Source organism: Burkholderia sp. Ax-1724, assembly GCF_011752995.1.
Classification (GTDB): domain Bacteria; phylum Pseudomonadota; class Gammaproteobacteria; order Burkholderiales; family Burkholderiaceae; genus Paraburkholderia.
Genome location: NZ_VWWL01000023.1, coordinates 68,133 through 81,601 on the forward strand (window position 1 = coordinate 68,133; position 13,469 = coordinate 81,601).

12 protein-coding genes are annotated in these 13,469 nt (G+C 67.2%); 1 reads left to right on the top strand and 11 read right to left on the bottom strand.

Annotation, left to right across the window (positions count from 1 at the left end):
• Positions 1-211 precede the first annotated feature (211 nt).
• The 11 genes from sugE to F3J19_RS25390 all read right to left on the bottom strand — a co-directional run bounded on the left by sugE (position 212) and on the right by F3J19_RS25390 (position 12,253).
• Positions 212-532 carry a quaternary ammonium compound efflux SMR transporter SugE gene (gene sugE / locus F3J19_RS25340; RefSeq protein WP_167047826.1) on the bottom strand — a complete coding sequence of 107 codons (321 nt, stop codon included), beginning with the start codon at positions 530-532 and terminating at the stop codon, positions 212-214.
• Positions 533-623: 91 nt separating this feature from the next.
• On the bottom strand, positions 624-1,322 hold the full coding sequence (gene kdpE / locus F3J19_RS25345) for a two-component system response regulator KdpE (protein ID WP_167047829.1): 699 nt from the start codon (positions 1,320-1,322) through the stop codon (positions 624-626).
• Positions 1,315-4,308 (bottom strand): DUF4118 domain-containing protein, encoded by a 2,994-nt coding sequence (locus tag F3J19_RS25350; RefSeq protein ID WP_167047832.1) that lies wholly within the window; start codon positions 4,306-4,308, stop codon positions 1,315-1,317. Before F3J19_RS25350 ends, kdpE begins: the two co-directional genes overlap by 8 nt.
• A gap of 271 nt (positions 4,309-4,579) precedes the next feature.
• A complete protein-coding gene (kdpC, locus tag F3J19_RS25355; RefSeq protein ID WP_167047835.1) occupies positions 4,580-5,158 on the bottom strand; it encodes a potassium-transporting ATPase subunit KdpC in 579 nt (192 codons plus the stop codon).
• 73 nt (positions 5,159-5,231) lie between these two features.
• The gene (gene kdpB / locus F3J19_RS25360) at positions 5,232-7,343 is read right to left on the bottom strand and encodes a potassium-transporting ATPase subunit KdpB (protein ID WP_167047838.1); all 2,112 of its coding nucleotides are present in this window, start codon (positions 7,341-7,343) and stop codon (positions 5,232-5,234) included.
• 121 nt (positions 7,344-7,464) lie between these two features.
• Entirely contained in the window at positions 7,465-9,270 is a 1,806-nt protein-coding gene (kdpA, locus tag F3J19_RS25365) for a potassium-transporting ATPase subunit KdpA (protein ID WP_167047841.1), read from the bottom strand.
• Complete coding sequence (gene kdpF, locus F3J19_RS25370; protein WP_017331558.1) at positions 9,267-9,359, bottom strand: K(+)-transporting ATPase subunit F; 93 nt, start codon at positions 9,357-9,359, stop codon at positions 9,267-9,269. The genes kdpA and kdpF overlap by 4 nt, the downstream gene beginning before the upstream one ends.
• Positions 9,356-9,469 (bottom strand): potassium ABC transporter ATPase, encoded by a 114-nt coding sequence (locus F3J19_RS25375; protein WP_167047844.1) that lies wholly within the window; start codon positions 9,467-9,469, stop codon positions 9,356-9,358. Before F3J19_RS25375 ends, kdpF begins: the two co-directional genes overlap by 4 nt.
• 263 nt (positions 9,470-9,732) lie before the next feature.
• Complete coding sequence (locus F3J19_RS25380) at positions 9,733-10,707, bottom strand: quinone oxidoreductase (protein WP_167048001.1); 975 nt, start codon at positions 10,705-10,707, stop codon at positions 9,733-9,735.
• Between the two features lie 106 nt (positions 10,708-10,813).
• Entirely contained in the window at positions 10,814-11,203 is a 390-nt protein-coding gene (locus F3J19_RS25385) for a methylglyoxal synthase (RefSeq protein WP_167047847.1), read from the bottom strand.
• A gap of 270 nt (positions 11,204-11,473) precedes the next feature.
• Positions 11,474-12,253 carry an SDR family oxidoreductase gene (locus tag F3J19_RS25390; RefSeq protein ID WP_167047850.1) on the bottom strand — a complete coding sequence of 260 codons (780 nt, stop codon included), beginning with the start codon at positions 12,251-12,253 and terminating at the stop codon, positions 11,474-11,476.
• 267 nt (positions 12,254-12,520) lie between these two features.
• On the opposite strand from F3J19_RS25390, the gene upp reads away from it, so the two are divergent.
• Positions 12,521-13,171 carry a uracil phosphoribosyltransferase gene (gene upp, locus F3J19_RS25395; RefSeq protein WP_167047853.1) on the top strand — a complete coding sequence of 217 codons (651 nt, stop codon included), beginning with the start codon at positions 12,521-12,523 and terminating at the stop codon, positions 13,169-13,171.
• The last annotated feature ends 298 nt before the right edge of the window (positions 13,172-13,469 follow it).

The following is a 13,469-nucleotide window of genomic DNA, read 5'->3' on the forward strand; positions in this document are numbered from 1 at the left end:
CGCAGGCTTCGCGCCGAAGTCGTCAGGCTCGCCTGGCCAGCCGGGCCGAACAGGCCGCGGGCAATTTCAGGATAGGTTCTGTCTCATTATAGCCACGTTAATTCGCAGAACGCAGGGTGGCGAACCGGCCGTGGCGGGGGGCGATGCGTGTTGAATCAATGCTGCTGGCTCGGTGCCCTAACTTCAGTGGCCGAACCTCGGTCGCCCAACCTCAGTGGCCCGACGACAGCTTCAGCCCGATGAGCCCGATCACGATCAGCGACGCACTGGCGACACGCGCGAGCGTCAGCGCCTCGCCCATCATCACGACGCCGAAGATGAACGCGCCGACCGCGCCGATACCGGTCCACACCGCATAGGCGGTGCCGAGCGGCAGCTGGCGCATCGCGAGCGTGAGCAGCGCGAAGCTGCCGAGCGCGGTCACGATCGTGAACACGGACGGCCAGAAACGGGTGAAGCCTTCGGAAGTTTTGAGACCGGCCGCCCACGCGACTTCGAGCAAACCGGCGATCAGAAGAAGAAACCAGGACATCAGAGACAGCTCCATAAAAATGGGGCCGTCCCCGATGATCGATGCAAGCGCAAGGTCGTCCTTACGTCGGGAGATTATAACCGGGCGGGCTTCACCCCGCCCCGACCAGCCGGTAGCCGACGCCGGTCTCGGTGACGATATGCTCGGGCTGCGCCGGGTCGCGTTCGAGCTTGCCGCGCAGATGCGCCATGTAGATGCGCAGATAGTGATGGCTCTCGACATGCGACGGCCCCCACACGTCGCGCAGCAGTTGCCGGTGCGTGAGCACGCGGCCCGCGTGGCGCACGAGCGTCGCGAGCAGGCGGTATTCGATCGGCGTCAGATGGATCGCGGCGCCGTCGCGCGTCACCTGGCGCAAGGCGAGATCGACGCTGACCGCGCCGAAGCGCACTTGCGGCGATTCGTTCGCGCCGCCCTGGTTGCGCCGCCGCAGATGCGCGCGAATCCGCGCCAGCAGCTCGGACACGCCGAACGGCTTGGTCAGGTAGTCGTCGGCGCCAGCATCGAGCGCGGCGACCTTCTCGCTTTCCTGGGTGCGCGCCGACAGCACGATCACCGGCAGCTCGCTCCAGCCGCGCAGCTCGCGGATCACGTCGAGGCCGTCGGTATCGGGCAGGCCGAGATCGACGATCACCAGATCGGGCTGGCGCGTGGCCGCTTCGACGAGCCCCTGCTTGCCGGTCTCGGCGTCGTACACGGCGATGCCCTCGCCTTCGAGCGCGGTGCGCACGAAGCGGCGAATCTGCTTTTCGTCTTCGATCAGAACGACGGTGATGCTCGGGTCACTCATGGGCGGGTTTGTCCTGCGGGTTGAGGGCGGCGTCTTCGTCGTCGAGCATATCGGGTACGGCGGGCGGCGTCTGGACCGGCAGCGTGAACCAGAAGCGCGCGCCTGCGACGCGGCCGTCCGCGCCGATCCGGTTGAGCGCGCCGATCGTGCCGCCGTGCGCCTCGACGATCGCGCGGCAGATCGCGAGCCCGAGGCCGATACCCGGTTTCGCCGACTCCTTCTCGCCGCGCGTGAACTTCTCGAACACGCGCGCTTCCATGCCGGCCGGCAGGCCAGGGCCGTCGTCGTCGACGCTCACGCGCACGAACGGCGCGCCGTCCGCCTCGATCCGCTCTGCGCCGATCGTCAGCGGCGTACCGGGCGCGGTGTACTTGGCGGCATTCTCGAACAGGTTCGAGAAGAGCCGCTCCATCAGCACCGCGTCGAGGTGCAGCAGCGGCAGATCGGCGGGCAGCACGACCCGCGCCGGGTGCCCGGCGAGCACGCGCCGGCAGGCGCGCAGCGCGGCGCCGACAGTCTCCTCGAGCAGCGTCCATTGCTGGTTCAGTTGCAGGCTGCCGGCCTGCAAACGCGCCATGTCGAGCAGATTCGTGACGATGCCGGTCATGCGCAGCGCCTCTTCGTGAATCGCCTCGACGAGTTCGTCGCTGCGCCGCGCGGCGGCTTGTGCTTCGGTTTGCGTTGCGCTGTGCGCCTGTGCCGCTATTTCCACCGGTGCGCCTGGCTGTGCGTGCGCCTGTGCTTCCGCCTGTGCCTCGCGTTGCTCCTCGGCCCGCGCCTCAGGTCGCGCATTCCCCAACGCTTGCGCGCGCGTGGCGGCCTGCGCATCCGCACGCCCAACTTCCGCCGCCCCCTGCCGCCCCTGCGCGAGCATCGACGAAAACCCCACGATCGTCGTAAGCGGCGTGCGCAGATCGTGCGAAATCGCCGACAGCAACGAATTGCGCAGCCGCTCCGACTCCATGTTGACGAGCGCGTCGCGCGCGATATCGACGTAATGCACGCGTTCGAGCGCGAGCGCGATCTGCGCGGCGAACGCGTCGAGCATGCGCCGCTGCTCGGGCACGTCGAGTTCGCGCTCGTCGCGCAGCACGGCCGCGAGCACGCCGCGCGTGCGCATCGGTGCCTTCAGCGGCAGATACAGCGCGGCCGCCGCGGGCAGCGTGTCGGTGCCGTGGCCGGCCGGCTTCTGCTGATCGTAGACCCACTGGCCGACGTCGAGATCGAGCGCGCCGCCGTCGAGCGTGATCGCAGCATCCGGGTCCTCGATCTTCTGCCTGACCTGATTGGCGCTGTCCGGCAGCAGGATCGCGACGCGCGCGCCGAACACCTCGCTCACGTGCCGGCTGCCGGTTCCGACGATCTGCTCGGTGGTCAGCGCCGCGGCCAGTTCGCGCGCCATCTCGTACATCGCGCCGGTGCGCTGCTCGCGGCGCCGCGCGACGCTCGCCTCGCGGCGCAGGCTCGACGTCAGATGGCTGATGACGAGCGAGGTCAGCAGCATGCCGAAGAACGTCAGCAGGTACTGCGTATCGGAAACCGACAGCGACATGCGCGGCGGCACGAAAAAGAAATCGAACGCGGCGACGCTCGCGAACGACAGCACGACACCGGGCCCGCGTCCGATCTTCACCGCCGTGAAGATCACGCCGAGCAGGTACAGCATCACGAGATTGGTCAGGTCGATGCGATCGATCAGCTGGCTCGACAGCAGCGTGATGGCCGTGCCGATCGCCAGCGCGAACGCATACGCGCGCGCCGGCGAGCGGCGCTCGCGCGCCGCGCTCATGGCCTCGCGCCATGCATTCGCGGTCGTATTCAGGAGACGCCGCTGCTCGGCGCCCTCGCGCTCCGACGATACGCGAATCAGCGTGAGATCGAGGTCGCCGCCCTTCTCGGCGATGCGCTCGCCGAGCGGCCTGCGCAGCCAGCGCTTCAGCCCCGTGCGCACCGAGGCGCCCGCCACGAGCTTCGACACGTTGCGCGCCTGGGCGTAGCCGATCAATGCATCGAGCGCGTCGGCGGCGGCGAGCGTGGCGGTCTCGGCGCCCAGTTCGGCGGCGAGCTTCAGCGCGTTCAAGGTGCGTTCGCGGCGCGCATCGGGCAGACGCTGCAACGCGGGCGTTTCGACATACACGGCGAGCCAGTCGGCCCGCAGGCTCGCGGCAAGACGCGCCGCCGCGCGCACCAGCGCCGGCGCTTCCGGCCCGGGCCCGACGCACACGAGCAGGCGCTCGCGCGCCTGCCAGATGCGCTGGATCGAACGGTCGGCGCGGTACTCGCGCATCTGCGCGTCGACGCGATCGGCGGTGCGGCGCAGCGCCAGCTCGCGCAGCGCGATCAGGTTGCCCTTGCGAAAGAAATTGCGCACCGCGCGCTCGGCCTGCTGCGCCATATAGACCTTGCCGTCGCGCAGGCGGTCGAGCAGTTCCTCGGCGGGCAGATCGACGAGCGTGACTTCGTCGGCGTGATCGAACACGCGATCGGGCACGGTCTCCCACACGCGGATGCCGGTGATCTGGCCGACCACGTCGTTGAGACTTTCGAGGTGCTGCACGTTGACGGTCGTATAGACGTCGAGGCCCGCGTCGAGCAGTTCGTAGACGTCCTGCCAGCGCTTCAGATGACGCGCGCCCGGCACGTTCGAATGCGCGAGTTCGTCGACGAGAATCAGTTGCGGCTTGCGCGCGAGCGCGGCGTCGAGATCGAACTCGCCGAGCTTGCGGCCGCGGTATTCGATATGCGCGAGCGGCAGCACGTCGAGGCCCGCGAGCAGCGCGGCGGTTTCGCCGCGCCCATGCGTTTCGGCGATGCCGACCAGCACCTCGACGCCCTCTTCCTGGCGGCGGCGCGCGGCCTGCAACATCGCATAGGTCTTGCCGACGCCGGCCGACGCGCCAAAGAAAATTTTCAGCCGGCCGCGCTGGCGTTTTTCTTCGTCGCGCTGCAGCTTGTCGAGCAATTCGTCAGGATCGGGGCGGTTCATGCTCAGTGGTTTTCAGGGTCGCGCGAGCGGCGCTTTCTGCATGGTGGCACGGCCCGCGCCGGCCCGCAAATAACAGCGCGGCGCCACGCGAGCGCCGCCCTTTCGGTTGAACCGCAACGGCAACGTGCCTCGTCGCGCGACGAGGCACGGTTTGCCCTGCGGCATGACTTTGTGGCCCGACTTTGCGGCCGCATCTTACCGCCGCTTCCGTCGGCTTTGCCGGCCTCTGCCAGCTTCTTCCCACTTCTGCCCGTTACGCAATGGCCCGCGCTCAACCGTGCTGCATCTCGTCGAGCGCGAGATTGAGCTTCAGCACATTCACGCGCGGCTCACCGAGCACGCCGAACTGGCGGCCCGTCGTATAGCGCGCGACGAGCGCCTGCACGTCACTCACCGCGAGGTGCCGCGCCTGCGCCACCCGCGCGACCTGATACGCGGCCGCGGCCGGGCTGATCTCGGGATCGAGCCCGCTGCCCGACGAAGTCACCAGATCGACCGGCACCGGCTTCGACAGATCGGTGCCCGCTGCCTTCAAGGCATCGAGCCGGCCCTTGATCTCGTCGAGCAGCGCCGGATTGTTCGGCCCGAGGTTCGAGCCGCCCGAATTCTGCGCGTTGTACGGCATCGGCGTGGTCGCCGACAGGCGGCCCCAGAAGTACTGCGGCGCATCGAACTGCTGGCCGATCAGTTGCGAGCCGACCAGCTTGCCGTTGCGCTCGATCAGGCTGCCGTTGGCCTGGTCGTGAAACGCCGCCTGACCGATCGCGGTCATCACGGCGGGATAAGCGAGTCCGGTAATCACGGTCAATACCGCGAAGATCACGATCAACGGACGGAACAGATTTTTCATGATGGGTCTCTTTCCCTTTTCGTCACTTCAGTACGCCGGCACAGCGGCGCTTCGTAGCCGGCGCGCCGCATGTTCAAACCCAGCCGAGCGCGGCGAGCACCATGTCGATCAGCTTGATGCCGATGAACGGCACGATGATTCCGCCGAGGCCATAGACCAGCAGATTGCGGCGCAACAGGATCGCCGCGCCTAGCGCGCGATAGCGCACACCCTTGAGCGCGAGCGGAATCAGCAGCACGATGATGAGCGCGTTGAAGATCACCGCCGACATGATGGCCGAGGCCGGCGTCGCCAGATGCATCACGTTCAGCGCGTTCAGCGCCGGATACGTCGAGGCGAACGCGGCTGGAATGATCGCGAAGTACTTGGCGACGTCGTTGGCGATCGAGAACGTGGTCAGCGAGCCGCGCGTCATCAGCATCTGCTTGCCGATCTCGACGATCTCGATCAGCTTGGTCGGGTTCGAATCGAGATCGACCATGTTGCCGGCCTCTTTCGCGGCCTGCGTGCCGCTGTTCATCGCCACCGCGACGTCGGCCTGGGCGAGCGCGGGCGCGTCGTTGGTGCCGTCGCCGGTCATCGCGACGAGCCGCCCTTCGGCCTGGTGCGCGCGGATCGTCGCGAGCTTCGTTTCGGGCGTCGCTTCGGCAAGGAAGTCGTCGACCCCGGCTTCGGCCGCGATCGCGGCGGCGGTCAGGCGGTTGTCGCCCGTCACCATCACGGTCTTGATGCCCATCTTGCGCAGCTCGGCGAAGCGCTCCTTGATGCCGCCCTTCACGACGTCCTTCAGCTCGATCACGCCGAGCACGCGCGCGCCCTGCTCGCCCTTCTCGGCGACCACGAGCGGCGTGCTGCCGCGGCGCGCCACGTCCGCGACCGCATGGTCGACTTCGTTCGGGAAACGCCCGCCGTTCGCTTCGACGTAGTGCTTGAGCGCATCGGCCGCGCCCTTGCGGATTTCGCGGCCATGCGCCCCCGGCGGCGTCCCCTCGGGGGAAAGATCGACGCCGCTCATGCGCGTCTGCGCGCTGAACGCGAGAAACACCGCATGCAGCGAGCCCATATCGCGCTGCCGGATATTGAAGCGCTGCTTCGCGAGCACGACGATGCTGCGGCCTTCCGGCGTTTCGTCCGCGAGCGAGGCCAGTTGCGCTGCGTCGGCGAGCGCTTCCTCGGTCAGACCCGGCGCAGGCAGAAACTGCGAGGCCTGGCGATTGCCGAGCGTGATCGTGCCGGTCTTGTCGAGCAGCAGCACGTCGACGTCGCCGGCCGCTTCGACGGCGCGGCCCGAGGTCGCGATCACGTTCGCCTGCATCATGCGGCTCATGCCGGCCACGCCGATCGCCGACAACAGCCCGCCGATCGTGGTCGGAATCAGGCACACGAGCAGCGCGACGAGCGCGGTGATCGTGACGACGTGGCCCGCTTTCGCCACCTCGACGGAAAAGATCGAGAACGGCAGCAGCGTCGCGGTGGCGAGCAGCATCACGATCGTCAGCGCGACGAGCAGAATCGTCAGCGCGATTTCGTTCGGCGTTTTCTGCCGCTTCGCCCCTTCGACCATCGCGATCATGCGGTCGAGAAACGCCTCGCCCGGATTCGCCGTGACGCGCACGACGATCCAGTCGGACAGCACGCGCGTGCCGCCCGTCACCGAGGAAAAGTCGCCGCCCGACTCGCGGATCACCGGCGCCGATTCGCCCGTGATCGCCGACTCGTCGACCGACGCGACGCCCTCGATCACTTCGCCGTCGGCCGGAATCACGTCGCCGGTCTCGACCAGCACGACGTCGCCGCGCCGCAGATCGGACGCGGTCATGATGCGGATCGGCGACTTCGGATGCGGCTCGTTGAGCTTCTTGGCCACCACGTCTTTCTTCGCGCTGCGCAGCGACGCGGCCTGGGCCTTCGAGCGGCCCTCGGCGAGCGCTTCCGCGAAGTTCGCGAACAGCACCGTGAACCACAGCCATAACGAGACCGCGAGAATGAAGCCCGCGGGTGCCTCGGCCTGGCCGCCGAGCGCGGCGATCCACAGTATCGTGGTCAGCATGCTGCCGACGTACACGCAGAACATCACCGGGTTGCGGAACTGCGTGCGCGGCGTGAGCTTCTTGAAGGAGTCCACGATCGCCGGGCGCAACAGCACCGGATCGAACATGGACTTCGTAGCGTTATGTTCAGTCATTGAATCCTCGAATATCGCGTTGCGCGGGCCGGGGCTCGCCCGGGTCTTGCCTGGGTCTTGCAACCCGCTGCCGCCGGCGCGCGCTTTTGAGCTGTTCAGTTGCGGGTTTGCCTGCGCCGCCTCACTGCGCGCCCATCATCATCAGATGCTCGACACCGGGGCCGAGCGCGAGCGCCGGCACGTAGGTCAGCGCGCCGACCAGCAGCACGGTGCCGAGCAGCAGCACGACGAAGAGCGGCCCATGCGTCGGCAGCGTGCCGCCCGTCACGCCGATGCGCTTCTTCGCGGCGAGCGAGCCGGCAATCGCGAGCACCGGCACGATCGTGCCGAAGCGGCCGAACCACATCGCAATCGCGGTGAGCCAGTTGTAGAACGGCGTATTCACCGACAAGCCCGCGAACGCGCTGCCGTTGTTGTTCGCGGCCGAGCTGAACGCGTAGAGGATTTCGGAGAAGCCGTGCGCGCCCGGGTTCGCGATGCCGGCGCGGCCCGCGTCGCTGAGCACCGCGATCGAGGTGCCCACCAGCACGAGCAGCGGCGTGAGCAGCACGACGATCGACACCATCTTCATCTCGTACGCCTCGATCTTCTTGCCGACGTATTCAGGAGTACGGCCGATCATCAGACCCGCGACGAACACCGCGAGCAGCGCGAACACGAGCATGCCGTACATGCCGGAGCCGACGCCGCCGAAGATCACCTCGCCGAGCTGCATCAGCAGCATCGGGTAGAGGCCGCCGATCGGCGTCAGCGAGTCGTGCGTATTGACGACCGCGCCGCACGACGCCGCCGTGGTCGCGACCGTGAAGATGCCCGACTGCGCGATGCCGAAGCGCGTTTCCTTGCCCTCGGCGTTACCGCCCGCTTGCAGCGCGCTGGCCGACTGATCGACATGCAGCGCCGCAAAGGCCGGATTGCCGCGCTGCTCCGCGCTCATTTCGCCGAACACGCAAACGCCGAACGCGATCGTCATTGCCGCGAGCACGGCCACGCCCTGCCTGCGGTCGCCGATCGCACGGCCGAACACGAGCGTGAGCGCGGCCGGGATGATGAGGATCGAGAAGATCTGCACGAAGTTCGAGAACGGCGTCGGGTTTTCGTACGGGTGCGCCGAATTGGCGTTGAAGAAACCGCCGCCGTTGGTGCCGAGCATCTTGATCGCTTCCTGCGAGGCGACCGGGCCCATCGCGAGGGTCTGCGTCTTCACGGGCGTGTCGACCGTGACCGGATTGCCCTTCGCGTCCTTCACCGGGTTGCCTTGCGCGTCGAGCTTCGGCGCGGCGTAGGTGGTGGTTTGCAGCGTCGGCACGTCCTGATACGCCTTGAAGTTCTGGATCACGCCCTGGCTCATCAGCAAGGCCGCGACGAGAGCCGCCATCGGCAGCAGCACGTACAGCGTCACGCGCGTGACGTCGACCCAGAAGTTGCCGATGGTCTGCGCGGTATGGCGCGCGAAACCGCGAATCAGCGCCATCACGACGACGATGGCGGTCGCCGCCGACAGGAAGTTCTGCACGGTCAAGCCGAGCATCTGCGTCAGATAGCCGACGCTCTGCTCGGGCGTGTAGTCCTGCCAGTTCGTGTTGGTCACGAAGCTGACGGCCGTGTTGAAGGCGCTGTCGACCGACATCGCGCCGAATTGCTGCGGATTGCCAGGCAACCCGCCCTGCACGCGCAGCAGCACGTACAGGAACAGTGCGCCGAGCACGTTGAACGCGATCGTCGCGATCGCGTAATGCTTCCAGCCCATCTCCCGTGACGCATCGACACCCGCGATACGGTAAAGCAGCCGTTCGAGCGGCGCGCCGAGGCGCACCACGCGCGAACTGCCGTCCATCACCGCGCCGATATAGCTCGCCACCGGCACCGCGGCAGCCAGCAGCACGACGATAAAAAGGCTCGCCTGCAGGACATTGTTCGCGTTCATTCGATGTCCTCCGCGCGCAGCAGCGCATACACGAGATACGCGAACAGCAGCGCGGTCGACGCGCCGGCCAGCCAGAGCATCCAGGTCATGAGCGCGCTCCCTGTCCGCGGCGGAACTGCGCGAGCTTCTCGCAGCCGTCGATCAATCCGAAGGTCAGCACGGCGAACAGCACGAGCCCCCCGACATACAGCACATCCATTTTTGTTCTCCATTGACGGATTCCGGATGGATGCAACGGTATGCCGATCCGTCTAAAGGCCTAGTCAAAGATGCGGGGATGCGCGTAAAAATCGTGTAAACGCAAAAGGGCCGCCCGGTCTTGCGACGGAGCGGCCCTCAGTCAGGCGAGGTGAAACGAGGCAGTGTGTGGGCGGCGCGATTCGCCGCCTTCGTCTTTGGGTTGGGTTTGGCGCTTGTTTCAGCGCTTGTTTCGCCCTTTACTTCCGCGTTCGCCTTTCGCCCTTACGGCAGCAGAATCGTCGACCCCGTCGTGCGGCGGCCTTCGAGATCGGCATGCGCCTGGCCGACGTCCGGCAACGCATAGCGCTGATTGATGCTGGTCTTGACTTTGCCCGACACGAGCACGTCGAACAGTTCCGCCGACATCGCCTCGTAATCGGCGCGTTTGGCGATATGGGTAAAGAGCGTCGGACGCGTAAAGAACAGCGAGCCGCGTCCGGCGAATTCCGAGGAATCGATCGGCGGCAGCGGACCCGACGCATTGCCGAAGCTCACGAAAAATCCGAGCGGCGCGAGGCAGTCGAGCGACTTCTCGAAGGTGTCCTCGCCGATCGAGTCGTACACGACGGGCACGCCCGCGCCGTTGGTGATCTCGCGCACGCGCTTCGTGAAGTTCTCGCGCGTGTAGACGATCGCGTGATCGCAGCCGTGCGCCTTGGCAATCTCGGCTTTCTCGTCGGAGCCGACCGTGCCGATCACGGTCGCGCCGAGCGCCTTCGCCCACTGGCACACGAGCAGGCCAACGCCGCCGGCCGCGGCCTGGATCAGGATCGTGTCGCCGGCCTTGACCCGATACGTGCGGCGCAGCAGATACTGCGCGGTTAGCCCTTGCAGCATCACCGAGGCGGCCTGCTCGTCGCTCACCGCATCGGGCAGCCTGACGACCTGCGCGGCCGGCAGCACGCGCTCCTGCGCATACGCGCCGGGCGGCCGCGCGACGTAGGCGACGCGATCGCCCACCTTCAGGCCGCCGACGCCCGCGCCTACCGCGCTGATCTCGCCGGCCGCCTCCATACCGAGGCCGCCCGGCAGCGGCAGCGGATACAGGCCGGTGCGGAAATACACGTCGATATAGTTGAGACCGACCGCCGTCTGACGGATGCGGATCTCGCCCGCGCCGGGCTCACCCACTTCCACGTCGACCCATTTCATCACTTCGGGGCCGCCGGTTTTATCGAATCGGATTGCCTTGGCCATCATGTCTCCTTGATCTGGATTCTGGATTGTCGCGTCGCGCGTGCGGCTTGCGCGTGGCGCGCAGCGCTTGTTCCGCGAGCGCCAGGCGCCCGCCGCGCCCGCGCCGTCAGGCCTGGCCCTTCATCCGCAACGCCAGTACGTCGAGCACCATGCGCGCGGTCGAGATGTTCGTCGCGCACGGAATGTTGTGCACGTCGCAAGCGCGCACGAGCGCGTTGATGTCGGGCTCGTGCGGCTGCGGCGTCATCGGATCGCGCAGGAAGATCACCATGTCCACGCGTCCTTCGGCCAGTTGCGCGCCGATCTGCAGGTCGCCGCCGTGCGGGCCGGACAGCATGCGCTCGACCTTGAGGCCGTGCGCGTCGCTGATGCGCCCGCCGGTCGTGCCGGTCGCGACGATCTCGCAGTGCGCGAGCGTATCGACGTATTCGCCGGCCAGTTTGACGATGTCGTCCTTCTTGTGATCGTGCGCGATCAGCGCAATGCGGGTGGTCATGACGTAAAGCTCCTCAAACCGTTAGGGGTCACTGTCGTTATGTATCGTTGCCGCCGATGTTGCCGATGATGCCGCACGGGCCCGGCGACGATGCCCGGCTCCGCGTGAACCTGCCGTGGTGCGTGCCTGCCCGGTACGACGGCACGCCAGTATGGCGTACGCGCCGCGCCTGGCCTGGCCGGCACTGGCCCGATATGCACCTGTTCGGCGAATACCCGCCAGGTGCAGGCCGCCCAGTACGTACCTGCTATGTACCGGCTACGTACCCGCTCAATAAGTCCCCGGATAAGCGCCGCCGTCGATCAGCCAGTTCTGCCCGGTGATGAACCCGCCGTGCACGCTGCACAGGAACGCGCACGCGCGGCCGAACTCGTCGCGGTTGCCGAAGCGCCCGGCCGGAATCGTCTTCATGCGCTGCTTGCGCGCCTCGTCGACGGAAATGTTCTGCGCCTTCGCCTGCGCATCGAACGTGACCGCGATGCGGTCCGTGTCGAAGATGCCCGGCAGCAGATTGTTGATCGTCACGCCGGTCGGCGCGACCTTGCGCGCGAGTCCCGCGACGAAGCCGGTCAGCCCCGAGCGCGCGCCGTTCGACAGGCCCAGCACGTCGATCGGCGCCTTCACCGCCGAGCTCGTGATATTGACGATGCGCCCGAAGCCGCGCGCGCTCATCGTGTCGACGGTCTGACGGATCAGCTCGATCGGCGTGAGCATGTTGGCTTCGAGCGCGCGAATCCAGTCGTCGTGCGTGAAATTGCGGAAGTCGCCCGGCGGCGGCCCGCCCGCGTTGTTGACGAGGATGTCCGGCTGCGGACAGGCGGCGAGCGCGGCGGCGCGGCCTTCCGGCGTGGTGATATCGCACGCGACCGTCCTGACCTCGACGCCGCTCTGCTTGCGGATTTCGGCCGCGGTCGCTTCGAGCGTTTCGGCCGTGCGCGCGACGATCGTCAGATTGACGCCCTCGGCGGCGAGCGCTTCGGCGCAGCCGCGCCCCAACCCCTTGCTGGCCGCGCAAACGAGCGCGGTACGTCCTGCGATTCCCATATCCATCTGTGTGTCCTCGTGGCGTGAAGCCGGCGCGAAACGCGCGGGCATGGCGAAGTTTCCCCGATTCTAGAAGAATCGGTGCCCGACTGTGCCGGCTCGCTGCAATCTCCGGTATCGTCGGGCGGCACTCTTTCGGTAAACTTGCGGCGTGGCGCGCCCGTCCCCCATCCGCCCGTCCCTATTCCGCTTGCCGAGCGTGCGGACGAAACGGACTAAACAGACGAAAGCGCGCGCCGAACCGATCCCTCTTGCCGCCGCGTGTGCCCCCCCATGACCCAGGACAGCCGTTTTCCCAATCTTTTCATCCTCGATCACCCGCTGATCCAGCACAAGCTGTCGCACATGCGCGACCGGGACACCTCGACGCGCACGTTCCGCGAACTGCTGCGCGAGATCACGCTGCTGATGGGCTACGAGATCACCCGCAATCTGCCGATGACCACGCGCCGCATCAACACGCCGCTGATGGAAATCGACGCGCCGGTGATCGCCGGCAAGAAGCTCGCGATCGTGCCGGTGCTGCGCGCCGGCGTCGGCATGTCGGACGGCCTGCTCGAACTGGTGCCGTCGGCGCGCGTGGGCCACATCGGCGTGTACCGCGCCGACGACCATCGCCCGGTCGAATACCTCGTGCGGCTGCCGGACCTCGAGGACCGCGTGTTCATCCTGTGCGACCCGATGGTCGCGACCGGCTACTCGGCCGTGCACGCAGTCGACGTGCTCAAGCGCCGCAACGTGTCCGGCGAGAACATCCTGTTCCTCGCGCTCGTCGCCGCGCCCGAAGGCGTGCAGGTGTTCCAGGACGCGCATCCGGACGTGAAGCTGTTCGTCGCGTCGCTCGACTCGCATCTGAACGAGCACGCGTACATCGTGCCGGGTCTCGGCGACGCGGGCGACCGGCTGTTCGGCACCAAGAACTGACGCGCGGGGCGGGCCGGCTCGGGCCGTGCCCGCCTCATCGGCGCAACGCATGCGGCGGCCCTTCGGACTGTGCGTTCATTTCAGCTGCATTGCGTTTGCGCTTCATTTTCATTGCATTGCCACGCGGTTTCGCGCTACGGCTCCCTCTGCCGCACCGTCGCGGCGTGATAAAATTCGAATCCGCTCGACGCACGGCTTGACCTGCAACCTCGCCGGCACAACGGCTGTCACTGCGCCGCTGTAACTTCGCCACGGCTGCTTCGGCCTGTCGCACCGACTGGCGCATCGCGCCGCCTTG

Bases quoted from the DNA above. Each gene is read 5' to 3' on its own strand.
- F3J19_RS25350 (WP_167047832.1), bottom strand. From the start codon at position 4,308: ATGAACCGCCCCGATCCTGACGAATTGCTCGACAAGCTGCAGCGCGAC.
- kdpF (WP_017331558.1), bottom strand. From the start codon at position 9,359: ATGACCTGGATGCTCTGGCTGGCCGGCGCGTCGACCGCGCTGCTGTTC.
- kdpE (WP_167047829.1), bottom strand. From the start codon at position 1,322: ATGAGTGACCCGAGCATCACCGTCGTTCTGATCGAAGACGAAAAGCAG.
- F3J19_RS25385 (WP_167047847.1), bottom strand. From the start codon at position 11,203: ATGACCACCCGCATTGCGCTGATCGCGCACGATCACAAGAAGGACGAC.
- kdpB (WP_167047838.1), bottom strand. From the start codon at position 7,343: ATGACTGAACATAACGCTACGAAGTCCATGTTCGATCCGGTGCTGTTG.
- sugE (WP_167047826.1), bottom strand. From the start codon at position 532: ATGTCCTGGTTTCTTCTTCTGATCGCCGGTTTGCTCGAAGTCGCGTGG.
- kdpC (WP_167047835.1), bottom strand. From the start codon at position 5,158: ATGAAAAATCTGTTCCGTCCGTTGATCGTGATCTTCGCGGTATTGACC.
- F3J19_RS25380 (WP_167048001.1), bottom strand. From the start codon at position 10,707: ATGGCCAAGGCAATCCGATTCGATAAAACCGGCGGCCCCGAAGTGATG.
- kdpA (WP_167047841.1), bottom strand. From the start codon at position 9,270: ATGAACGCGAACAATGTCCTGCAGGCGAGCCTTTTTATCGTCGTGCTG.
- F3J19_RS25390 (WP_167047850.1), bottom strand. From the start codon at position 12,253: ATGGATATGGGAATCGCAGGACGTACCGCGCTCGTTTGCGCGGCCAGC.
- F3J19_RS25375 (WP_167047844.1), bottom strand. From the start codon at position 9,469: ATGGATGTGCTGTATGTCGGGGGGCTCGTGCTGTTCGCCGTGCTGACC.
- upp (WP_167047853.1), top strand. From the start codon at position 12,521: ATGACCCAGGACAGCCGTTTTCCCAATCTTTTCATCCTCGATCACCCG.